General features: G+C 44.5%; 20 protein-coding genes and 1 other RNA gene. 16 read left to right on the top strand and 5 right to left on the bottom strand.

The genetic code is table 11. From position 1 onward, the window contains the following. Positions 1-42: 42 nt before the first annotated feature. The 10 genes from NIT04_RS09660 to NIT04_RS09615 all read left to right on the top strand — a co-directional run bounded on the left by NIT04_RS09660 (position 43) and on the right by NIT04_RS09615 (position 13,268). Positions 43-414: a YppE family protein gene (locus tag NIT04_RS09660; protein WP_252503409.1), complete on the top strand. Its 372-nt coding sequence runs from the start codon at positions 43-45 to the stop codon at positions 412-414. Next, positions 411-2,690, top strand: coding sequence for a DEAD/DEAH box helicase (locus NIT04_RS09655; protein WP_252503408.1), 2,280 nt, complete (start codon positions 411-413; stop codon positions 2,688-2,690). Before NIT04_RS09660 ends, NIT04_RS09655 begins: the two co-directional genes overlap by 4 nt. After that, positions 2,680-3,948 (top strand): ribonuclease H-like domain-containing protein, encoded by a 1,269-nt coding sequence (locus NIT04_RS09650; protein WP_252503407.1) that lies wholly within the window; start codon positions 2,680-2,682, stop codon positions 3,946-3,948. Before NIT04_RS09655 ends, NIT04_RS09650 begins: the two co-directional genes overlap by 11 nt. A gap of 98 nt (positions 3,949-4,046) precedes the next feature. Further along, complete coding sequence (gene gpsB, locus NIT04_RS09645; protein WP_252503406.1) at positions 4,047-4,343, top strand: cell division regulator GpsB; 297 nt, start codon at positions 4,047-4,049, stop codon at positions 4,341-4,343. 78 nt (positions 4,344-4,421) lie between these two features. Beyond that, positions 4,422-4,805, top strand: an RNA gene (gene rnpB / locus NIT04_RS09640) — RNase P RNA component class B. 161 nt (positions 4,806-4,966) lie between these two features. Then, positions 4,967-6,094: a class I SAM-dependent RNA methyltransferase gene (locus NIT04_RS09635; protein ID WP_252503405.1), complete on the top strand. Its 1,128-nt coding sequence runs from the start codon at positions 4,967-4,969 to the stop codon at positions 6,092-6,094. Between the two features lie 69 nt (positions 6,095-6,163). Then, entirely contained in the window at positions 6,164-8,080 is a 1,917-nt protein-coding gene (locus NIT04_RS09630; RefSeq protein ID WP_252503404.1) for an ATP-dependent DNA helicase, read from the top strand. Positions 8,081-8,221: 141 nt separating this feature from the next. Next, the gene (locus tag NIT04_RS09625) at positions 8,222-11,824 is read left to right on the top strand and encodes a dynamin family protein (protein ID WP_252503403.1); all 3,603 of its coding nucleotides are present in this window, start codon (positions 8,222-8,224) and stop codon (positions 11,822-11,824) included. Between the two features lies 1 nt (position 11,825). Continuing rightward, entirely contained in the window at positions 11,826-12,647 is an 822-nt protein-coding gene (locus tag NIT04_RS09620) for a sulfurtransferase (RefSeq protein WP_252503402.1), read from the top strand. A gap of 24 nt (positions 12,648-12,671) precedes the next feature. Continuing rightward, on the top strand, positions 12,672-13,268 hold the full coding sequence (locus NIT04_RS09615; protein ID WP_252503401.1) for a metallophosphoesterase: 597 nt from the start codon (positions 12,672-12,674) through the stop codon (positions 13,266-13,268). Between the two features lie 22 nt (positions 13,269-13,290). Here NIT04_RS09615 and NIT04_RS09610 read toward each other — a convergent pair whose 3' ends face one another. Next, a complete protein-coding gene (locus tag NIT04_RS09610; RefSeq protein ID WP_252503400.1) occupies positions 13,291-13,701 on the bottom strand; it encodes a ribonuclease HI family protein in 411 nt (136 codons plus the stop codon). Between the two features lie 79 nt (positions 13,702-13,780). Here NIT04_RS09610 and NIT04_RS09605 point away from each other — a divergent pair, with 79 nt between their 5' ends. Beyond that, on the top strand, positions 13,781-13,969 hold the full coding sequence (locus NIT04_RS09605) for a zinc-finger domain-containing protein (protein WP_252503399.1): 189 nt from the start codon (positions 13,781-13,783) through the stop codon (positions 13,967-13,969). 51 nt (positions 13,970-14,020) lie between these two features. On the opposite strand, the gene NIT04_RS09600 is transcribed toward NIT04_RS09605, so the two are convergent. Further along, on the bottom strand, positions 14,021-14,224 hold the full coding sequence (locus tag NIT04_RS09600) for a cold-shock protein (RefSeq protein ID WP_252503398.1): 204 nt from the start codon (positions 14,222-14,224) through the stop codon (positions 14,021-14,023). A 149-nt stretch (positions 14,225-14,373) separates the two neighbouring features. Between NIT04_RS09600 and NIT04_RS09595 the strand changes: the two genes are divergently transcribed. After that, positions 14,374-15,027 carry an HD domain-containing protein gene (locus NIT04_RS09595; RefSeq protein WP_252503397.1) on the top strand — a complete coding sequence of 218 codons (654 nt, stop codon included), beginning with the start codon at positions 14,374-14,376 and terminating at the stop codon, positions 15,025-15,027. A 113-nt stretch (positions 15,028-15,140) separates the two neighbouring features. Here the strand turns inward: NIT04_RS09595 and NIT04_RS09590 are convergent, their stop codons facing one another. Then, positions 15,141-15,521: a YmaF family protein gene (locus NIT04_RS09590; protein WP_252503396.1), complete on the bottom strand. Its 381-nt coding sequence runs from the start codon at positions 15,519-15,521 to the stop codon at positions 15,141-15,143. A 172-nt stretch (positions 15,522-15,693) separates the two neighbouring features. Here NIT04_RS09590 and NIT04_RS09585 point away from each other — a divergent pair, with 172 nt between their 5' ends. Further along, the gene (locus NIT04_RS09585; protein WP_252503395.1) at positions 15,694-15,912 is read left to right on the top strand and encodes a hypothetical protein; all 219 of its coding nucleotides are present in this window, start codon (positions 15,694-15,696) and stop codon (positions 15,910-15,912) included. A gap of 97 nt (positions 15,913-16,009) precedes the next feature. On the opposite strand, the gene NIT04_RS09580 is transcribed toward NIT04_RS09585, so the two are convergent. Then, the gene (locus NIT04_RS09580; RefSeq protein ID WP_252503394.1) at positions 16,010-17,461 is read right to left on the bottom strand and encodes a sorbosone dehydrogenase family protein; all 1,452 of its coding nucleotides are present in this window, start codon (positions 17,459-17,461) and stop codon (positions 16,010-16,012) included. A 201-nt stretch (positions 17,462-17,662) separates the two neighbouring features. After that, entirely contained in the window at positions 17,663-18,202 is a 540-nt protein-coding gene (locus NIT04_RS09575) for a transcription repressor NadR (RefSeq protein WP_252503393.1), read from the bottom strand. Between the two features lie 89 nt (positions 18,203-18,291). On the opposite strand from NIT04_RS09575, the gene NIT04_RS09570 reads away from it, so the two are divergent. From NIT04_RS09570 to NIT04_RS09560, 3 genes are all read left to right on the top strand, one after another. Next, positions 18,292-19,380 carry a branched-chain amino acid aminotransferase gene (locus tag NIT04_RS09570; RefSeq protein WP_252503392.1) on the top strand — a complete coding sequence of 363 codons (1,089 nt, stop codon included), beginning with the start codon at positions 18,292-18,294 and terminating at the stop codon, positions 19,378-19,380. A 71-nt stretch (positions 19,381-19,451) separates the two neighbouring features. Further along, positions 19,452-20,561 carry an o-succinylbenzoate synthase gene (menC, locus tag NIT04_RS09565; protein WP_252503391.1) on the top strand — a complete coding sequence of 370 codons (1,110 nt, stop codon included), beginning with the start codon at positions 19,452-19,454 and terminating at the stop codon, positions 20,559-20,561. Positions 20,562-20,793: 232 nt separating this feature from the next. Further along, positions 20,794-21,594, top strand: coding sequence for a DUF6612 family protein (locus tag NIT04_RS09560; RefSeq protein ID WP_252503390.1), 801 nt, complete (start codon positions 20,794-20,796; stop codon positions 21,592-21,594). Positions 21,595-21,622: the final 28 nt, after the last annotated feature.

Genomic DNA, 21,622 nt, shown 5'->3' with positions numbered 1-21,622 from the left:
TTTGATAAACTATAGGAGAGACTTCGGAAAGGAAGAGATCACTTGTTAAGCTTAATAGAAAAAACAGAACGGCTCCTTTCTGTTTGTGAAGAGTGCTTGGAAAGACTCCCAGCAATGCGGGAATTAGATCGTGAGCCCGATTTTTATATAGAAGTGAAACCTTATGCAGATATAAATCATAAATTACTTGATGAATGGACAGAGGAGATTCGAACGTTAATTCGAGAAGAAAGGCCGAAATATGTTCATTTACATCAAATCGAATCATTGAACGAATCGATGAAACAATTTATTGTGCAATCTTTTTACCCGAAGACAGGAAAAAAGCGTTTTGTCCTTTCAATCAATTCCGCGACGTACACATTACGAACGGTTTTAGACGAATTACAGCGTAAGGGAGGGGAGGAAGGATGAAGAAGATAAGTGTCCGGGAAACAGTGGATCGTTTTTTATCCGATCCTGAGCTATCTACTAATATTCGTCACTATGAAAAGATCGAGGGGAAATCGGCTGAATACGCATCCTTTCCGGAACAGCTTCATCCTTCCATCGTAAAGGCACTGGCGGAGAAAGGAATTGAACGCTTATACAGTCATCAGCGCGACGCATTCGATCTCGCGTCTTCCGGCAATTCGATTACAGCTGTAACTCCTACCGCTTCAGGTAAGTCATTATGCTATCATTTGCCTGTCCTGCAAAGCATTTTGGAGGATGACGCTTCACGCGCGCTTTATCTGTTTCCGACAAAAGCTCTTGCTCAAGACCAGCTGGCAGACTTGCATGAACTAATCGAGGCGAGCGGAGAGACAATTCTCAGTTACACATATGATGGGGACACGGCGCCCGGACTGCGTACGAAAGTGCGGAAATCAGGTCATATCGTTTTGACGAACCCCGATATGTTGCATTCGGGCATTTTGCCACATCATACGAAATGGGTTTCTCTATTCGAAAATTTGAAGTATATCATCATAGATGAATTGCATACGTATAAAGGGGTATTCGGAAGCCATGTTGCACATGTATTAAGAAGGTTAAAGCGCATTTGCAATTATTATGGATGCAATCCGACTTTCATTTGCACATCGGCAACAATCGCCAACCCGAAAGAGCTTGCCGAGGCGTTGACAAACACACCGATGCGCCTCATATCCAAAAATGGCGCTCCTTCAGGGGTCAAGCATTTCATCTTCTACAATCCGCCGGTTGTCCATAAAACGTTCGGCATCCGGCGAAGCGCAATCCTCGAAGTAAGGGATATTGCATCGTTTTTGTACAGTGAAGGAATTCAAACAATCATCTTTGCAAAGAGCAGGGTGCGCGTTGAAATGCTTGTTACGTATATGAAGGAATTGACGAAGAAAAAACTGTTGGATCAGACGATTATGGGGTACAGGGGCGGCTATTTGCCTTCGGAACGGAGAAAAATCGAAAAAAGGCTTCGCGACGGTGAAATAAAGACGGTCGTGAGCACGAATGCGCTGGAGCTCGGCATCGATATCGGGCAATTACAAGCTTGCATCATGACTGGCTATCCGGGAAATATCGCGAGCGCCTATCAACAGGCCGGGAGAGCAGGAAGAAGGCAGGACGACGCTCTAATAATCTACGTCGCGCAATCGATGGCACTAGACCAATACATTATCCAGCATCCTGAATACTTGTTGGGCCAAACTCCTGAAGAAGCGAGGATCCATCCTGACAACATGCTCATCCTCATGGATCATTTGAAATGTGCATCATTTGAATTGCCGTTCACAATGACGGAAACGTATGGGGAATTCGAGGTCCAGGAGTTGCTCGCCTTTTTGGAAAGCGAAGGGGTGCTCGTGAAAACATCGGATAAATGGCATTGGATGACGGACCGATTCCCAGCTAGCGAAATCAGTCTACGCTCGGCTTCGCAGGAAAATGTCGTGATCATCGATAAGACGATTCCTAAAGGGACCGTCGTAATCGGGGAAATGGACCGCTATAGTGCAATGACTTTGCTGCACGAAGAGGCGATCTATATCCATCAAGGAAAGCAATATCAAGTCGAAATGTTAGATTGGGAAGAGAAAAAGGCATATGTGACGGAAGTCGATGTCGATTATTATACGGATGCCAACTTGGCCGTAGAATTGAAAGTGATCAACGAAGATGAAAGCACGCAACTCGGAGAAGCAGAAGTGGCGTACGGAGATATTGCTGTATTGGCGATCCCAACTATTTTCAAGAAAATCCGTTTTGATTCCCATGACAATATCGGCTCTGGACCTATCTCTCTGCCCGCGGAAGAGCTGCATACATCATCCACTTGGTATTCATTCGACGTACCGGACGGATGGAAGGAGTCCGATTTGACGGACGCTTTGACAGGTGCCGCGTATGCAATCCAATCGTTCATCCCGTTATTTGTCCGTTGTGACCGGTCAGATATCCATGTTGTCCCTCAAGTGAAGGCAATCCATACGGGGAAACCGACAATTTTCATTTACGATAGTTATCCCGGTGGCATCGGCTTAAGTGAAAAGATCTTTGGCCGTTGGGATGAACTGCTGAGAAAGGCGGCAGAGCACGTGCGAGGATGCCATTGCGAAAACGGTTGTCCGGTCTGTATAGGCGCGCAGGAAGAGGGAATCAGGATGAAAAGGGATGTCATCGTCCTTCTCCAAGCCCTCGTTGGGGGTAACTCAGATGTCTTATGAAGCTAAAATGATGGAAATGAAGAAGCTGCTGAAAAAGAAAGCTCCTCTAGCCGAGGTAAAGCCTGATGCACCGAAGAAACGCGAAACGCCTCCAGCTCCTCCTTATGAGAAGAGATGGTTAGCGGCCGGATTGACAAAAGAGGAAAACGAATTCGGAATCGTCTACAAACGAACTGTCGTCTATGAACCGCAACACCGACATGGGAAGTTTGCACTTTCTGGGTTGTTGGACACAGTGGAAAAATGGCGCGAATCACAGGAAATCCATCCTCTGGCGCCTGACTTTACAAGGCCGCTCGTATTTTTCGATACGGAGACGACCGGCTTGAAAGGCGCAGGCACACTCATCTTCCTTATGGGCTTCATCGAATATACGGAAGAAGCATTCACATTGACACAATATGTGTTGCCCGGACCGGATCATGAAGCGGCATTCCTTTATGCTACAGATCTATGGAAAACACCGATGTCCATCGTCATGTATAACGGAAAAAGCTTCGATATGCCGCAAGTGCAAACGAGATGGACGATGAATAGAAATGTACTACCCCAGTTGCTGAAGCATACTGAAATTGATTTGCTGCATGGCTCGAAAAGGATTTGGAAAAATGAAATGGAAACATTTAAATTGACGGCAGTCGAAGAAGAACAGCTCGGTTTCTTCCGCGAAGGCGATATTCCCGGCCATATGGCCCCGATCATCTATCAGGATGCGGTAAAGAATGGCCGCGCCGAGTTATTGATGAAAGTCCTTCTTCATAATGAATGGGATATCCTTTCCCTCGTCACCTTATATATTCGTTCAACAGACCTTCTGTTGCGAGATGACTCACTTTCTTCCGCGAATGCGAAAACGAATATCGGAAAATGGTATACGGACCTAAAATCGTTTAACCGAAGCAAAGATGTCCTAATGGATGTCATAGCTGAATATGGAACAGAAGAACCGAAGGCGCATTTTCACATCGGATTTCTCCTAAAAAAGGAAGGGCGTCAAATCGAAGCCATCGAATCATTTAAAATTGCCGCACATAGTTTGACGGGAAGGGAAAGAGTCATCGCCTATGAGGAATTGGCGAAGCTGTTCGAGCATAAAATGAAAGATCCGGCAAAAGCACTGCATTACACAAAGGAAGCGATCCGTCACTTGCGACAAGATCCGGACATGACGAACCGATTTAAAATCCGGATGGGAAATGAATTCACTCATAGGGAAATAAGATTAATGAAAAAGCTATTTCCCGGGGAAGCGCACTAACCGACAAAATCCTCCTTATGAACGGAAATAGAAAGACAAAGTTGTACAAAATATGCTATACTTGCGACATGTAAACATTGATGGAAGGGCGTCATTTCATGGAAATAAAACTTGATTCTAAAACAATTCTTGAAAAAGAGTTCAAAACAGGTTTACGCGGATATAATCAAGAAGATGTGGATCTTTTCCTGGATCAAGTCATTCAGGATTATGAAGCTTTCAAAAAAACAATTTCTGAATTACGTATGGAAAATGAAAAGCTGAAGGATGAACTTGCATCAACAGCTAAACGTCCAATGGCTACTAACGCCAATACAACGAACTTTGATCTGTTAAAAAGGATTTCAAATTTGGAGAAGCACGTATTCGGAAGCAAATTGTACGATCACGAATAAATAAGCAGATCCTTGGCTTCGCAGAGAAAAATGTTGATTTTTGTCGAAAATTGCAGTATACTATTGTAACCATAGCGTGAATTCAGGTAATCGCTGCAACATCAGTTGTAGAGGAAAGTCCATGCTCGCACGGTTCTGAGATGACCGTAGTGTTCGTGCTCGGCGAAAAAATAAGCCGGGGCTTTGCGCATTGCGCATTGACGGCGGGGATAAATCCTAAGTGTGCTTGCACATATGGATGAGGTCTCCTGAAAAGTGCCACAGTGACGTAGCTGATCCGGAAACGGCTCAGATGGAACGCGGTAAACCCCACGAGCGAGAAACCCAAATTATGGTAGGGGCACTCTTCTGAAGGAATTGAACAGATGAAGGGACAGACATTGTCTGTAGATAGATGATTACCACCCTAAGTACGAGGCGCAAGCCGTTCGAGTACACGGGAACAAAACATGGCTTATCGAATTTACGATGGTTCTACATAACAATCAATGCTCTCCTTCTCGTTTGGAGAGCATTTCTTCGTTATTGGGATATTAAATTGATTAAATTCACACAGACTACATAGCAGTGTATACAAATAGTTTCTTATACCTACGTACATTCAGAATTGGAGTTGGAAATGCATGACAAACTATAAATTGGTCGCCACATCGGCCATGGGGCTGGAATCGATCGTTGCGGATGAAGTGAAAGAACTCGGCTTCCAGACGAAAACAGAAAACGGAAAGATCTACTTTGAAGGCGATGAAACAGCAATTGCCAAAACAAACATGTGGCTTCGTGTCGCAGATCGTGTCCGCATCATCGTCGGTGAATTCACAGCAACAACATTCGACGAACTGTTTGAACAGACAAAATCCCTTCCGTGGGAGCAATATTTGCCTGTCGATGCAAAATTCCCAGTCGCAGGAAAATCGGTGAAATCGATATTGTACAGCACACCCGATTGCCAGGCAATCGTCAAGAAAGCAATCGTGGAACGTATAAAATCTGCGTATAAACGGATTGGTTTTTTAGATGAGACGGGTCCATTATTCAAGCTCGAAGTATCCATATTAAAAGATAAAGTGACGTTGACAATCGATTCGAGCGGCGCCGGTTTGCATAAACGCGGCTATCGTGTCGGGCAAGGGGATGCTCCGCTTAAAGAGACGATGGCGGCGGCCCTCGTTAAATTGACCCGATGGAATCCCGATAGACCGTTCGTCGATCCGTTTTGTGGATCGGGAACAATTGCGATCGAAGCAGCAATGATCGGGCAGCAAATTGCACCGGGTTATAACCGTGATTTCAGCAGTGAGCAATGGCCTTGGATGAATCAAGCGATATGGGACCGCGTCAGGGAAGAAGCCGAAGACCTTGCGAAATATGATCAACCGCTTGACATTACAGGATTCGATGTGGATCCTAGGATGATCAAGATTGCCCAGCAAAACTCAGTAGAAGCCGGCTTCATGGATTTGATCCGCTTCGAACAGCGTGACGTCAAGGATTTGACTGTCGAAGGTTTGAATGGTGTGCTAGTCGGCAATCCTCCTTATGGGGAACGATTAGGTGAAATTGAAGAAGCTGAGGAACTTGCCCGTGTAATCGGTCATATAATGGATAGGTATCCATCATGGTCCGTATACATGCTCTCTTCATTGGAAAACTTCGAAACAATGTACGGCAAGAAAGCTACGAAGAAGCGCAAGCTGTTCAATGGATTTATTCGAACAGACTTTTATCAATATTGGGGTCAACGAAAATAAGCGGTCAGATGAAACGGAAGAGGTCCTGCCTCTTCCGTTTCCATGTGCGAAAAGGAAAGGGGAGCGCAAATGAAAAGGAAAATGCCATTTTCATTAACGAAGGAAAAATCATTCTATGAATCCTTGAATGATTGGATTGGCGATACATTATATGACGATTTGACTGAAAAGGGATTCGAATGCAGAGACGAACAAATCTATATGGCATTTCAAATTGAACAAGCGCTGAAAGAGAAGAAAGTTCTCTTGGCAGAAGCAGGAGTCGGAACCGGGAAGACGATCGCCTATTTATTGCCGGCCATAGCTTATGCGAGGTATACGGGAAAACCTGCCCTTATTTCCTGTGCAGATGAAACGTTAATTGATCAGCTTGTGAAAGAAGAAGGCGATATTCGCAAAATTAGTGATGCATTGCAAATCGATATCGACGTTCGTCTCGCCAAAGCGAGGGATCAATACTTATGTTTAAAGAGATTGGATGAAGCGGTAGATGCATCGATAGAAGATTTTGCGGAGAATGTGCATACCGGTTTGCCTGATTTTGTCCGTGGAAATATGTCGCTGCAATCGATCTTCCCTTATGGGGAACGTTCGGATTATCCTCATTTGAACGACGAGCAATGGAAAACAATGAATTTCCATCCCGTCCAACAATGCGCAGCATGCGATATTCGAAATCGCTGCGGACAGACAATTCACCGGAATCATTATCGTGAAGCGGCGGACCTGATCATTTGCTCACATGATTTTTATATGGAGCATATTTGGACGAAGGAATCGAGGAAGCGCCAAGGTCAATTGCCACTACTTCCTGATATATCGATGATCGTTTTCGATGAAGGTCATTTGCTGGAGTATTCCGCCCAACGTGCACTAACGTATGAAGTTCAAAATAATACGTTGCTTAACCTGCTGGAACGGGTCATGGTTGACGGCGTCCGTGAAGAGACATTGCAATTGATGGAGCGCTTAATTGACATCCATGAACATTTCTTCCGCCTTCTCAAGTCGGCAACGATGGAAAGCGGAGATGAACGGAAAGCGATTCGAAAAGACGGGGAAATCCTTTCAGCCGGAAGGGAAGCGATCTCCATTTCAACCGCTTTACTGGAAGAGTTCGTGTTTGAAGGTGAATTATATATCATTCCAGAATATGACTTGAAAATGGTAGAGGAATACTTGGAACAATATATTTATTCCATGGAATTATTTGTGTCAGAAAACGATGCGGTTGACTGGTTAGAGGTTAGTAAAGATGGGATGACACTCATCATCATGCCGCGTCTCGTCACGGACATATTACAAGAGAAGCTGTTTTCATCCAATATTCCGATCGTCTTTTCATCGGCTACGCTTTCGGTCGGACAGGATTTTTCGTATATTTTAGATAGTCTCGGCATTGATGATTTCCTCTCGTTTTCAGTGGAATCGCCTTTCGATTACGAAGAAAAGATGGAAGTCATTGCAGCTGATATGGATGCAGGAGAGAAGCCGAAATACGTGCTCGACTTGCTGCAGGATGGGCAACAAACATTGTTGCTGTTCAAATCGGAGCAGTCGATGAAACAGTTCCAATCAGCGTTGAATGAAGAGCAAAGAAAGGGAATCGCGTTTGAAGGGGAACGGGAATTATCTTCGATTGTCCGCGAGTTCCAGCAGAAGGAAATTTCCGTCCTGTGCTCCTATCATCTATGGGAAGGGCTCGATATTCCGCAAGACGCACTAACTCGTGTCATTATTTATGATTTGCCGTTTCCTCCGAAAGATCCTTTATTCGACGCGCGGAGGAAGCACGCGGAAAAACCGTTCGAGGAAGTGGATTTACCATTCATGTTGTTACGTCTAAGGCAAGGCGCTGGACGCCTCATTCGGACGTCGGAAGATTCCGGGACTGTGCATATTCTCTTAGAAGGTGAAGAACAAGAAATGAAAGATGTCATTGCTGGGATATTCCCGGTGGATCTACAGACATTCGTCAAGAAATAAGTAATAAAAGCTGTCTTTCTTATCGAGGAAACTTGATTAAAGACAGCCTTTTGCCTATATAAACTCCGAATTTTCAATCAAGGTTCATCAGTTACGAAAAATGGTATAGTAGATAGAGAATGTTAGGAAGGATCGAATATTATGTTTACTAATGATATTTTAGAACGAACAGCTATTTACGGTCATTTATTTAACAAGAATCACGATGAAGAACGTGTTAAGAAAGCAGCTTCATTAGCACGTAAATTGATGGATGAAGAGTTTGTGATCGGATTCGCAGGTCATTTCTCGGCCGGCAAATCGTCGATGATCAATGCGTTGACAGGGGAGGACCTTTTGCCTTCCAGTCCAATTCCGACGAGCGCCAATATTGTCAAAGTGAAAAAGACGGATGAAGAATTTGCAATTATTCATCGGACGGACGGCTCCCTCGTCAAATACAAGGGCCATCGTTTCTTTGATGCAATCAAGTCCTTCAGTAAGGATGGCGCAGAAATTTCACTAATTGAAATTGGTCATCCCGCGTCCAACTTGCCGGAAGCGATAACAGTCATGGATACACCCGGAGTCGATTCGACGGATGATGCCCATCGCTTATCGACAGAATCGGCACTTCATTTAGCCGATCTCGTTTTCTACACGATGGACTACAACCACGTTCAGTCGGAACTGAATTTCAAATTCACGAAAGAACTTTTGCGCTATAACGCCAATGTTTATTTGATTATTAATCAAATTGACAAGCACCGGGAAAGTGAATTGCCTTTCGTGGACTTCAAAAAATCGGTTGAAGATTCTTTCAAACTTTGGGGCGTTGAACCGAAAGGAATCTTCTATACATCATTAAAATCCGATGACCTGCCATTCAATGATTTTGAAAAGGTGAAAGGGATCGTCGAAGGTTCAATTGTAAATTGGAAGGATCATTTCTTGGATAACGCCGAGCAATCCCTCTTGAAATTGAAGGAAGAGCATCTAGAATTTCTAGAAAGCGAGCGGACTGATTGCAAATCAGCATATTCCAAAATCGTATCAGAAGAAGAGTGGAATCAATACGAAGAACTTTCCTCTGAATTGGACGGACTGAAGAAGCGCGCTTCTCTTCTGTCGGGGGATGAGTTTTATGCGACTTTTGAAAGGGAGCGGAATGATTTGTTGCGCAATGCATCGATCAGCCCTTTTGAAACGCGGGAGCTATTGAAGGATTATTTGGAGTCGAAATCCCCGCGATTCAAAGTCGGTTTATTATTCGGTGCTAAGAAGACTGCAGAGGAAAAAGCGAAGCGAAAGAATTCCTTAGCTACAAACTTATCGAAACTAATACATACTCAGATTGAAGTGCATGTAAAAGCGATTATGAAAAAGACGCTTACAGATGCAGGTTTGATGAATGATGAACGGTCGATTGCGATTGACGAAATGGATATGTCCGTGCCGTTCGAGGAAATCGACAAGCAGTTGAATGTTTCGGATGTTGTTACGGGTGAAACCGTATTGAATATGACGGAGCAGATGAAGACTGCCATCCAGCAAGTTTTCCGGAGATTGACGGACGATTGGAAACAAGAAATGTCGGCAATCGCAGCATCTGCGGGCAATGAACAATCGGAGCCGCTGCTTCAAGCGATACAATCGCTTGAGCAAAAGTTGGCAGCCATTGCACAAGTGAATAAAATAGATCAAAAACGAGCCGACTTCACCAATAGTCTTGCTGCTCCAACTGCAAGTTTAAAAACTTCCAGCGAATTGTTGCTCCAGCAATGGGAGAGGAAAACGGAAATAGAAACGGTAGAACTTGATAAGTTGATGACTGCGGAAAACGAGACGGTGCACAATGTCGTCCAGCAGGAACTGGCAAATACAGTTGAAATGACTTCGGACATTCCAGATGCGGGGAGTGTTATTGACAAGGCGCTTCACATTGCGCAGTCGGTGATGGATATCCCAGGTTTTTCGGAGACGGCCGATTATTTGTGGAACAAGGCTGACCGTCTTTCCCATCAGGAATTCACTGTCGCCTTATTCGGGGCGTTCAGTGCTGGGAAATCGTCCTTCTCCAATGCTTTGCTCGGCGACCGCGTGTTGCCGGTTTCACCCAATCCGACGACAGCCGCCATTAATCGGATCAGACCACTCGTTACTGGCAAAGAGGACAGGACAGCGGATGTTCATTTGAAAACAGTCAATCAGATGACTGAAGATGTTGCATTTTCATTCGAAGCGCTCGGGATGCCGATCTTAACATTGGAAGAAGCGTTCGAAAAAGCCGAAGCAGTCTTAGGAAAAGAGCTTGAAGATGAAAGCCTGCATATCCATAAAACATTCATCCGCGCATTTGAGACGGGCTACCCGGTTTATAGAGATAAATTAGGTTCTGTCATAAATGTCGATCAAACTGAATTTACTCGGTTCGTGGCGGAGGAGGAGCGAAGCTGCTTCGTCGATTCCATCGATTTGTATATCGACTGTCCGTTGACGAGGCAAGGGATAACGCTCGTCGATACGCCAGGGGCTGACTCCATTAATGCACGGCATACCGATGTCGCTTTCGATTATATAAGGAATGCCGACGCAATCCTCTTCATCACTTATTACAATCATGCATTCGCGCGAGCCGACCGCGAATTCCTCATTCAACTCGGTCGTGTGAAAGATGCCTTTGAATTGGATAAGATGTTCTTTATCGTGAATGCGATCGATTTGGCAAATAATGCGGAAGAGGCGGAAACAGTCCTTTCTTTCGTTGAACAGGAACTGGCAGCTTTCGGAATCCGTCATCCTCGTGTACACGGAATTTCAAGCTTGCAAGCATTGGAAGCGAAGATGAATGATCGTCAGGATGCCGCCATGGAAGCTTTTGAGCAGCATTTTGGTCATTTCTTGAAGGACGATTTGAAAGGGCTAGCCGTCCAAGCTTTGGAAGAAGAGGCGGTTAAAGCTGTCAATCGACTTGCGATATTGATTGAGCGTGCGGAAGTGAACAGGTCTCGCAAGGCAGAACGTATGGTGGAGCTCGACCGATTTGAGCAGGAAGTTCGCGCACGTTATGCAAATGGCTTTGGAGAAGTGATACGGAAAGCCTCCAGCAATGAATTGAATGAATTGGTCTATTACATTTTACAGCGTGTTTTCCTTCGTTTTGGGGACTTTTTCAAGGAAGGCTACAGTCCGTCGACGTTTGCCAATCACCCCGCTGAAAGGGCGTTAACGATGGCGCTCGCTGAAACGGTGCAGATGACAGGGTTCGATTTGACGCAAGAATTGAAAGTGACCAATTTACGTATGCTGAACTTCATGAATAAATTATTGAAAGAGCGGGAGCGGTCAGAGATGCGGTTCCTTTCCGAAAAGGACAGTTCCATTTCACCTTCCCCGTATGAAGCGGAAGATGCTGAAATGCTAACGTTCGCTGTGCCTTTTGAAAATCCCGCAGTATATAAAGATGTCAACCGTTCATTCAAAAACCAGAAGTCATTTTTTGAAAAAGGCGAGCGTCTCGTATTGAAAAACCGGTTGGAAGAACGGTTGAAAGAAGATGCTTCGATCTATTTGGGCAAGGAGAAGGAACGGATTGAATTTTGGGCGGAGCAGTGGATCGAGGCGGAAGCGGAAGGGCTGCGTCTCCATTTACTGAATCAAAGCGTTAAGCAAATCGAATCGGAACGATCCCTCTTGAAAGATACAGAGCAATTGGACGAATGGCGCGCGATTCATAAGAAAATCCAACTGAAGGGGATGGGTTGAAATGAGTGAAGTGTTCAAGTCGATCAAAGATGTGGATATCCACGATGTAAAATGGATTGATGCCCGTTTTTCATTGCAAGAGAGCGATGCGGGGAGAAAAAAATTCGAAGAGGGGCATATTAAAGGGGCATTGTACTGGAATCTCGAGGATGATCTTTCTGACATGACTAAAAATATGGGAAGGCATCCACTGCCCGATAAGCAGACGTTGACAGAGCTATTCCGAAAAAGCGGCCTTGAACTCGATGACCGGATCCTTATCTATGACGACGGAGGCAGCCCTTTTGCGGCAAGAGCCTGGTGGATCCTTCAATATGGCGGATTTAAAAATTCCTTCATTATTTTGGAAGGCTTTAGGGAGCTGGCGGAAATCGGTGTCCCTGTCTCCGAAAAAGCGGAAGTTCCTGACCGGTCCGATGTCGAACCTGTCTGGGACGAATCGATTATTGCTCCTCGTGAATTCGTCGAACAGACGGTTGAAGGAAAAACCGGCAATGTGTTGCTCGATGCACGTTCAGCTGAACGGTATCGCGGTGAAGTCGAACCGATCGATCCGATTGCCGGTCATATTCCGGGCGCATTGAATTTCGACTGGGAACGTTTGAAAAAGGATGGCTCTTTCAACATGGACGCTGACGTGGGTCAGCAACTTTCACAAGTAGTGGAGCACAATGATGAAGTCGTTGTGTATTGCGGCAGTGGTGTAACCGCCGCTCCGTTATTTGCGATGCTGAAGCAGAATGGCTATGACAACGTCAAATTATATGTAGGAAGTTACAGCGACTGGATTTCAAGGGAAGTCGTTGAAGTGGAAAAAGGGTAAAACGATGGCGGAGGTGCCTTGGAAATGCAATATGCAATTGTTGGGGATATACATTCCTCCAAAGGGGATTTGGAGGATGTCCTGTCCCATATTAACGAACGAGCACCAGAGGCCGTTTTAATCGGGACAGGAGATTTGTTCGAGTGCACAATTAGTAAGCGCTATGTAAATGAACGCACATATAGCACACTTGAAGAAGTAATGATTTTACCAGAGGGTTTTGTTGAGTTGCTCAATTTCCCATCGGTGAAAGGAAACCAGGAAGAGCGGATATTGCTCATTACGGAAACAGATGACCCGTTGCTCAAAATGCTTTCGGCAATGCCCGAGAAAATTGAATTGGACGCGGCTGAAGTGATTCATGGCCATCAGTGGAAGTGGGGCGGCGAACCTTGGTCGTTACTGGAGGCAGATGTATCGAAAGGCCTGACGTTTTACGGCCATAGCCATCGTTCTGGGTTATTGCGCAGCGGCAGGGAAGAGGAGGCCGTCCTTTTCGATCATCCTTATGATGTGAGCGGCGGCCAGACTCTTGTCAATGTCGGGGCTGTCGTTTTCGACAAGGAATGGGTGCTTTATGACAACATAGAGAACACCGTAACGTTCATGAAAGCGAAATAAGGTATGGGGCGGATGCTTCTCATCATTTCACGCCATCATCCTTATCCATTTGTTTATGGATCGCTTCCCGGGCGAGTGCATCGGCAGCACGATTTTCGGTGTCAGGTATCCATTTGATGAAAAAGAAATCGAACGTTTCAGCAATGGATAAGATTTTATTCAAATATTCCTTATGTACTTCGTTTTTCACAAATTCATTTTCTACAGCCGAGACGACAGCTTTTGAATCCGAACGGGCCGAAACGATTCCGGTCGTCAGTTTTGCGGCTTCTTCCATCCCGCGGAGAAGGGCTAGAAATTCGGCTGTATGATTGTTAGTCGGCTCGATCGGTACGGATAATTTGACGATCTTGCCTTCTCCTTTGATGAATATTCCGATGCCGCTTTTGCCCGGGTTACCGGCACTTGCGCCATCTACGTATAATTCGATCATATTCCATCTCTCCTTCTCTTTGTTGCAACCCGCAGAAAACCGTATTAAAATGAATGAATGACCAGACTTGGAGGCTGCTATGGATAAATTGACAGTCATGAATGAAATCAATGAAGTGCTTGATACGTATTGTGAAGGATGTTTTGTGAAAAGGCAACAAGTGAAGGATTTCGGAAAAACAGGGGCGCACCAGTTTTGCATCCGAACGTGCACAATTGGGGAACAGCTTCAATTTTTAGGAAATGAAATGAATAAATTGACAAAATAATATCCCGCCAGGATTTCCTCGGCGGGATATTGCATGTTTGTCATTCATCATTCATGTTATAGTCAAGACATTTGCCGCTTGGGGTCCGCGGTTACCTTCTACGATTTCAAAGGATACGGATTGGCCTTCATCCAACGTCTTGAATCCTTCTGACATAATGCCAGTATAGTGGACAAACACATCTTCACCGTTATCCGTTTCAATGAAACCATATCCTTTTTCATTGCTGAACCATTTTACTTTACCTTGGTACATGTTTATTCCTCCCTCGGCATTTCAATGTCTTTCCCATTATTAACATGGATGCATTAACTATACATGAATCGACAATATACGTCAATGACATGCCTAAATTTTCTGTCGAATTGATTCTTTCATATGAATATAAGAAAAAGGTGGATGCTATGGAAACGATAGTGCAAAACGTAACGGACCAGGTCGTCAATATTTATAGGAAGTTCGACGCCAGCCATGATTATGACCATATTTTACGTGTTATGAAAAATGCGAAGGAGATTGCCCGGACGATGCCTAACGCAGATATGAAGATCATTCGGCTTGCCGTCTTGCTGCATGATATCGACGATCCAAAGTATAAAGAGGATGGCAACGTATCCGCTATGGAAGTGCTGCGTTCCGCCGGTGCAGACGATGTAATGGCGATGACCGTTTTGGAAACAATTAGGAGCGTTTCATTCAATGGCGGAAACGAGGAAGAAATCGTCTCCATTGAAGGCGCAATTGTCAGGGATGCGGATCGGCTCGATGCTATCGGCGCTATCGGCATCGCCCGTGCTTTTGCTTTCGGAGGAGCGAGGGGTAGGAAATTATATGACGCGGAAGAATTCGCGAGAACTAACATGTCCGAGGATGAATACCGATCCAAAAACACGGCTACTGTCACGCATTTTTACGAGAAGTTGCTGTTATTGAAGGATTTGATGGTGACCGAGGAAGGGAAGCGTCTTGCCGAGGAACGCCATTCCTTCATGGTCGCTTTTTTAGAACAGTTGAAGTTGGAAGCCGGTTTTGACGGTAGCGGCAAAAGGCTCCAATAAATGCTTTAGTTATCAATTACTATCCAAGTAACCTCAGTTGAAGAGTGAAAACCCTTTGGAGGTCCAAAGGGTTCTTTGATGATGGGTGAATGTAATTGCAAGCCAGAAACTAACTATAAACTTGTTCTTCCGCCATAACTGTGTCTATGAGGATTAGCACCATTTACCGTAGTAAAACCACTAAACTCATGATAATGACCACCGTCAGGAAGGTAAATAGCTGGCCCTGTGATTCCATGGATCTCATGTCGATGTCGATCATCTAAAGACGTAAATGTGAAGTATCTATGAGTGTGTTGTACACCACTTTGGGCTGGTTCAGTAGTTCCGGCATATCTGTGATTATGCCCTGCATCAAAAGAAGTGACACCTCTAAGTTCGTGGACATGAAAAGGTACGGGTCTTCCATCCCATTGAGTAATAAAAAGCATATGGGAATGCATTGGGTCGGAATCATCTGAATGATACATGAATCCAGAAATCGGTATTTCCAATTATAAACTCCTTTTTGCTTTTTCAATACTATATGTATGGGAGCTAAAAAGGGTTTCAAACTTACACCTTGACTTGATAAGGCGATACCTAATTGTTAAATATAGGCGAATGTACAGATTGTTCACTTTACCTAGCATAACCTAAACCGAGATCAAAAGGAGGAATAGAATAATGACGCGATTTGATTACGATCGGTACGACAGATACGATGATGACTATGACTACGATTATGACAGTTATGGAAGACGGCGTAGAAGACGACGCCCACGTTTCCAATACCCGTTTTACCCAATCTATCCATTCTACCCAATCTACCCACCATATTATCGCTATCCGTACTACCGTTATCCATACTACAGGCAACCATACAACCGTCCTTATGGCTATTAATAGGTAAGATGCCTGCTTGCTAAACACGAGGACTTACAGATTCTTAATATAGATTCTGTAGGTCCCTTTTGTTTGCGTCTAATTTTATTGGCGTGGTTCATGGAACGATTTCAAAAATAGTTCCTCTATTATAATCCGTTACATTCATAGAGCCGTAAACCCCTAAATAGAGTCTGTTTTGATTCGCATTTGATCCTAAACTAACATAATAAGCTGATTGGGATCCAAAATTATAATCAGTTTGAATAACACTAAAATCATTTTGTCTACCATCTGCTCTTACCCTCGTATAAGCTAAAACCCCTCTACCTGGAAGAGTTCCCTCATCCCGGGCAATATCGGTAAACAGAACGCTTCCCATTAAATCAGGGATTTCATTCCCCATATAGGCTTGCACTCCTGTAAGTGCAGTTCCTCCAAACTTATCTGGTCGGGGATCTTGATGAAAATAACTTGTTAACGGCTGAAGACGCTTTGATGAGGTTTTTACTGCTTCATCGTAATAGGCCACTGTTTTCTCATCTAGTGTCGGATTTTCAGAGCAGTCCCTTATTATCGAAGTAGGAAAAGCACCTTCCCAACCACGCCACCCTAAGTTAATAAATCCTTCTTGGTCAAGTTGAGACTTCAGTAAAGAAGCTTGTATGAGCTGTGTAACCGGTATCGGTTTATATTGAACGAATGAGAAAATCGACTCTACCAAATCCTGTCCGACATTTCCTACATACTTGACAAACTGATTATAAAACCGTTGAAATGAAATGCCAGGCATATTTCGAACCCCTTTGGCAATGACCGTAAGTGTTTCCTGAATAGTTGCGGGAAGTTCATTAAAACGTGTAACGACGGGCGGATTTTCAATAAATGTATTCCTATCTACATCAATTTCAATTATTTTACCGGCTATCTCCATATCGTTCTGACTTAGATTAAATGGATCATAACCTGATCCGCCATCTCCGGTTGTTAAAACAAGTCTTCCTGTTTCAGGTGAAAAATTTAAGCTATTAACACCGTTATGATTAAAAAATGGTCTTCTTAAATTGAGCAATGTCCGCCGTTTTTGAGGTTGACCGCCCGATTGTAAAACCCATTCTTCAACTGTATCAATATGATCATATTGCGTTTCTCTATTTAGCCACTTTAAGTTTAAGGTGCTGGGTTCACACGGGTTAGGCTTAAAAAATTCAGGAAGAGCATTTTGAGCAGGTCTTGCACCTTCTGAAGGAGGAAGAGCGCCTGGACCTTGTGTCCCAGCTACTGAATAATGAAGATAAAACAGACCGTTATAATAAAAACTTGGATGAAACGCTAGACCTAGCAATCCCCGTTCATCATATCCACCATTAGAAATACCTAGCTTTAAGATTCGTGGGCGAATATCTAAAAACGTTCTTACCTCACCGTTTCCTATGTAAAAGATTTCTCCTATCTGGGTTGCAATAAATAATCTTTCAATGGAGTCACCCGGAAGCACTGCTGTTTTCATAACGGTAGGTAAATTTATGTTGTTTACGATGGGCCGTAAGCCAACCTTGACTTTTCTCAACAACCTTTACACTCCTTCTTATTGTTCTCTATGTTAAGAATATGATGAGAACTATTCCATTAGCACCAAATGCCCCGCGAGATAAGTTGAGGATGTTTTAGAGAACAATTGAATTTCATAACAACAAAAAACATCATCTGCTGAAAGATGATGTAGGTATACTAAAACTTGTTTTGAAAATTTCTTCCGAATTACTATCCGTCATTCGACGAGGATGCCCGCTTTTTTCAATGCGATTTCGGCATTGTCGATTTGGTGTTGTTCATCAGCAATGACAGTATGAAGATGGATGCCGCCTTCAGCTAGATTGGATAGGTAAGCCGCATTGGCTTCATTGACCCGCCTCATGAATTCCTTCACTTCAAGACGGTTCGCTACCATGATCGAGGCACTCAAGTCACCGTAGACAGGGTGCTCGATTTTCACATCTTTCACAGTCAACCCATGATCAACGAGGATATTCAACTCTTCCTCTGTTTGCTCAGGTGTATGGTGGCAAACGAGCACTTTTTCAATTCTCTCAGGACCTGCCGACGTGTGCATATATATGTACCCTTGACTTGTCGCAAGTATAGGTTCATTCTTCGCTTTTAATAAAGTGATATCTCCGACGATGACTTGGCGGCTGACATTCGTCAGTTCTCCAAGCTCTTTGCCTGTCATCGGGTTGTCGGCTTTCTGCAATGTTTCAAGTATCAACTGCCGGCGTTCTTCCCCGGGCATTTTCTCAGTTCCAGTCAATGTCATCCCTCCATTTCAACCATTTTACCATATCCGTCTCCACTGTTTCGTGTATAATGAAAAAATACATAGTAAAAGGGGGATTTACGATGACGAATTTAGAAGTCCATGTTGAAAAGACCTTGAACCCGAAAACGAAGCCAGCGTTCGATCAACTTTCGTTCGGTACTGTTTTCACCGACCATATGTTTACAATGGATTATTCAGAGGAGCAAGGTTGGCATGATCCGAAGATTGTTCCATATGAGCCGATCCTGCTCGATCCTGCGGCAATGGTATTCCACTACGGTCAAACGGTGTTCGAAGGATTGAAGGCGTATGTGACGGAAGATGAGGAAGTGCTTCTTTTCAGACCTGAGGAGAATATGAAAAGATTGAACCGTTCAAATGAAAGGCTGTGCATTCCTGCTTTCGACGAGGAACTCGCTCTTACCGGCCTTCGGAAGCTCATCCAAGTCGATAAAGATTGGATTCCGAATATCGAAGGGACGTCACTTTACATCCGGCCTTTCATTTTTGCGACGCAGCCGTATTTAGGGGTCGCTCCTTCAAAAACGTACCGTTTCATGATTATTCTTTCGCCAGTCGGCGCCTATTACAAGGAAGGCATCAACCCTGTCAAGATTGCGGTTGAATCCGAATTCGTCCGTGCCGTAACAGGTGGGACAGGCAGTGCGAAAACGGCAGGCAACTACGCAGGTGCAATGAAAGCGCAGGAAGTGGCCGAAGCAAAAGGCTATTCACAAGTACTGTGGCTCGATGGGAAGGAACACCGATACATCGAGGAAGTCGGTGCGATGAACGTCTTCTTCAAATTGAACGGGGAAGTTGTCACACCCGAGCTCAATGGAAGCATTTTAGAGGGAATCACACGGAAATCCGTCATTGAATTGCTGCAGCATTGGGACATCCCTATTACAGAACGGAAGATTTCCATGGAGGAGCTTTACGAGGCTTATCAGTCCGGAATATTGGAGGAAGCGTTCGGCACGGGCACTGCAGCGGTCATCTCTCCAATCGGAGAACTTTATTGGAATGAAAAGAAAATCACCATTAATAGTGGGGAGATTGGAGAACTGTCACAAAGGATCTATGATACGATGACAGGCATCCAGACTGGAAGAGCGGAAGACCCGTTCGGATGGCGGATGACAGTGGATGTTGAAACAGTAAAGTAAATAATATAGGCATCCTGTCGCTACGGCAGGGTGTTTTTTACGCGTAAATGTAATAGAAAGGGGAATCCATTTTGCAAATTACAGAAGTGACGATTCGGAAGATGAAAATGAGAATGAAGGAACCTTTTTCAACAAGTTTCGGTACGATGCAGGATAAGCAATTTCTGTTGCTGGAAGTTCACGATGAGCTTGGGAACACAGGCTGGGGAGAGTCGGTCGCATTTGATGCCCCTTGGTATACGGAAGAAACGGTAGAAACGAACTTGCATATGCTCCGTGATTTCCTTGTCCCTTTGCTGCTTGGAAAGGAAATTGGACATCCTGATGACACCGGCCGCCTCTTTGCGCCAATACGGGGAAACAATATGGCGAAAGCCGCCCTTGAATGTGCCGTTTGGGACCTGTTCGCAAAACGGAAAGGGATTCCATTGGCTGAAGCGTTAGGCGGCGGGCGTCAGCGAATCGAAGTCGGCATCAGCATCGGGATTCAAAAGGATCTTGCGGGTTTGATCGATAAAGTGAAAAGGTATTTGGAGGAAGGCTATAAGCGGATTAAAGTGAAAATCAAGCCAGGAGCTGATATCGACATACTCCGCGGTTTAAGGGCAGCTTTTCCAGACGTGCCTCTTATGGCGGATGCAAATTCTGCTTATTCATTGGATGACATCGATTTATTGAAGCAGTTGGACGAGTTCGACCTCCTAATGATCGAGCAGCCACTTGCACATGATGATATTATTGATCACGCCGTATTGCAAAAACAATTGGAGACGCAGATCTGCCTCGATGAAAGCATCCATTCATTGGAAGACGTGCGGAAAGCGGTCGAGCTCGGAAGCACGAAAGTCATTAATGTAAAAATAGGGAGAGTCGGCGGCTTGTCCGAAGCGAAGCGAATCCATGATTATTGCATGGAGAGAGGTGTTCCTGTCTGGTGTGGGGGCATGCTGGAGGCGGGAATCGGGCGCGCCCATAATATCGCATTGACGTCGCTCTCGAATTTCACCTTACCAGGAGATACAGCGGGCTCGTCCCATTATTGGGAAAAGGATATTATTGAGCCCGAAGTGACTGTGGAAGATGGATATATAACAGTTCCGACTGCCCCGGGTATCGGTTTTAAGCCTGATTTGCACACGATTGAGGAATTTACTACGGACATATTGCATTTTCGAGGATAAACGGGAATCTTATCTGCAAGAACGAGAACTATTTCGGTATAAATGAGAACTTTGTCTGCGTGAATGAGAACTCTTTTTGAATAAATGAGAACTTCACCGACAAGAATGAGAACTTTTCGGTTTGAACGTAATCGTAATGCAACTTCTCTTGCGAAATATCCGTCTAATGGATTGATGAAGTGTGTATATTCCAGTAAAATGAACGTAGGTTTTGAAGAGAGGAAGTTTACATGTGAAAAAAATAGTTAGTGCCCTTGCGATTGGTTCGCTCGTTTTTCTTTTGGCTGCTTGCACCAATTCGGGAGGGGCTCAAAAGAAAATGACTGCCGGAGATTTATTGGACAAATCCCAAGAGGCGATGGACACATCATTAAAAGCTGTCCGTTCTCATATTGTGTTTGATGATTATGCGGTGACCGTCTATGACGGCGATATTGAAAACCCCGAGAAAGCCGGCGTGAAATACGATATGCAAGTCGAGGCTTTCCTTGATCCTGCTAAAGTGCATGTCCAATCAAAAGTCCTTCCGCGTGGCGTGAAAGCATATAATATGGATTTGTACCAAGTGGGAGATCGAGTGTTTGTCACGGACGACCGCAAAGGCGAATGGGAAGAATTACCGTCCGGTTCGATTGAAGAATTATTCGGCACATTAGTTTCGGAAACTTATCCGATTCTTGACTTATCCAAGTTCAAAGAGTTCGAAGACGAATTTGTCTTGGAGCCGATCGAATACGGATATGCATTGAATTTAACTTTGAATCGCGATGGGTTCAAGCGGTTCAAGGAGCTTTTCCCGGATGCTGGTCCGCGTGAGGACGGCTTCAGCATCGTCGACAAAATGGAATTGGTCATCACCATCAATAAAAGCACTTCTTATGTGACAAGCTTCAAAATGTCATTGGATATGAGGAATTACAGCGGAGGGAACTCTTATCGGGCCCGCCAAAAAATGAATGCTACATATAGCTATTTCAACGACATCGAAGACTTCAAGTTGCCGAAGGAAGTTAGTAATATGGCAGCGGAATGAACTGCAGAGGCATCTATCCTTAAACAGG

It is taken from the genome of Sporosarcina sp. Marseille-Q4943 (assembly GCF_943736995.1).
In the GTDB taxonomy this organism is placed as follows: Bacteria; Bacillota; Bacilli; order Bacillales_A; family Planococcaceae; genus Sporosarcina.
The sequence above is the reverse complement of the archived record's forward strand: the minus strand, read 5'-3'. Positions and strand labels throughout refer to the sequence as shown.

Excerpts from the sequence above, each read along its gene's own strand:
- NIT04_RS09620 (WP_252503402.1), top strand. The coding sequence starts at position 11,826 with ATGAGTGAAGTGTTCAAGTCGATCAAAGATGTGGATATCCACGATGTA.
- NIT04_RS09615 (WP_252503401.1), top strand. The coding sequence starts at position 12,672 with ATGCAATATGCAATTGTTGGGGATATACATTCCTCCAAAGGGGATTTG.
- NIT04_RS09605 (WP_252503399.1), top strand. The coding sequence starts at position 13,781 with ATGGATAAATTGACAGTCATGAATGAAATCAATGAAGTGCTTGATACG.
- NIT04_RS09610 (WP_252503400.1), bottom strand. The coding sequence starts at position 13,701 with ATGATCGAATTATACGTAGATGGCGCAAGTGCCGGTAACCCGGGCAAA.
- NIT04_RS09570 (WP_252503392.1), top strand. The coding sequence starts at position 18,292 with ATGACGAATTTAGAAGTCCATGTTGAAAAGACCTTGAACCCGAAAACG.
- NIT04_RS09655 (WP_252503408.1), top strand. The coding sequence starts at position 411 with ATGAAGAAGATAAGTGTCCGGGAAACAGTGGATCGTTTTTTATCCGAT.
- NIT04_RS09625 (WP_252503403.1), top strand. The coding sequence starts at position 8,222 with ATGTTTACTAATGATATTTTAGAACGAACAGCTATTTACGGTCATTTA.
- NIT04_RS09635 (WP_252503405.1), top strand. The coding sequence starts at position 4,967 with ATGACAAACTATAAATTGGTCGCCACATCGGCCATGGGGCTGGAATCG.
- gpsB (WP_252503406.1), top strand. The coding sequence starts at position 4,047 with ATGGAAATAAAACTTGATTCTAAAACAATTCTTGAAAAAGAGTTCAAA.
- NIT04_RS09600 (WP_252503398.1), bottom strand. The coding sequence starts at position 14,224 with ATGTACCAAGGTAAAGTAAAATGGTTCAGCAATGAAAAAGGATATGGT.
- NIT04_RS09630 (WP_252503404.1), top strand. The coding sequence starts at position 6,164 with ATGAAAAGGAAAATGCCATTTTCATTAACGAAGGAAAAATCATTCTAT.
- NIT04_RS09595 (WP_252503397.1), top strand. The coding sequence starts at position 14,374 with ATGGAAACGATAGTGCAAAACGTAACGGACCAGGTCGTCAATATTTAT.
- NIT04_RS09650 (WP_252503407.1), top strand. The coding sequence starts at position 2,680 with ATGTCTTATGAAGCTAAAATGATGGAAATGAAGAAGCTGCTGAAAAAG.
- NIT04_RS09585 (WP_252503395.1), top strand. The coding sequence starts at position 15,694 with ATGACGCGATTTGATTACGATCGGTACGACAGATACGATGATGACTAT.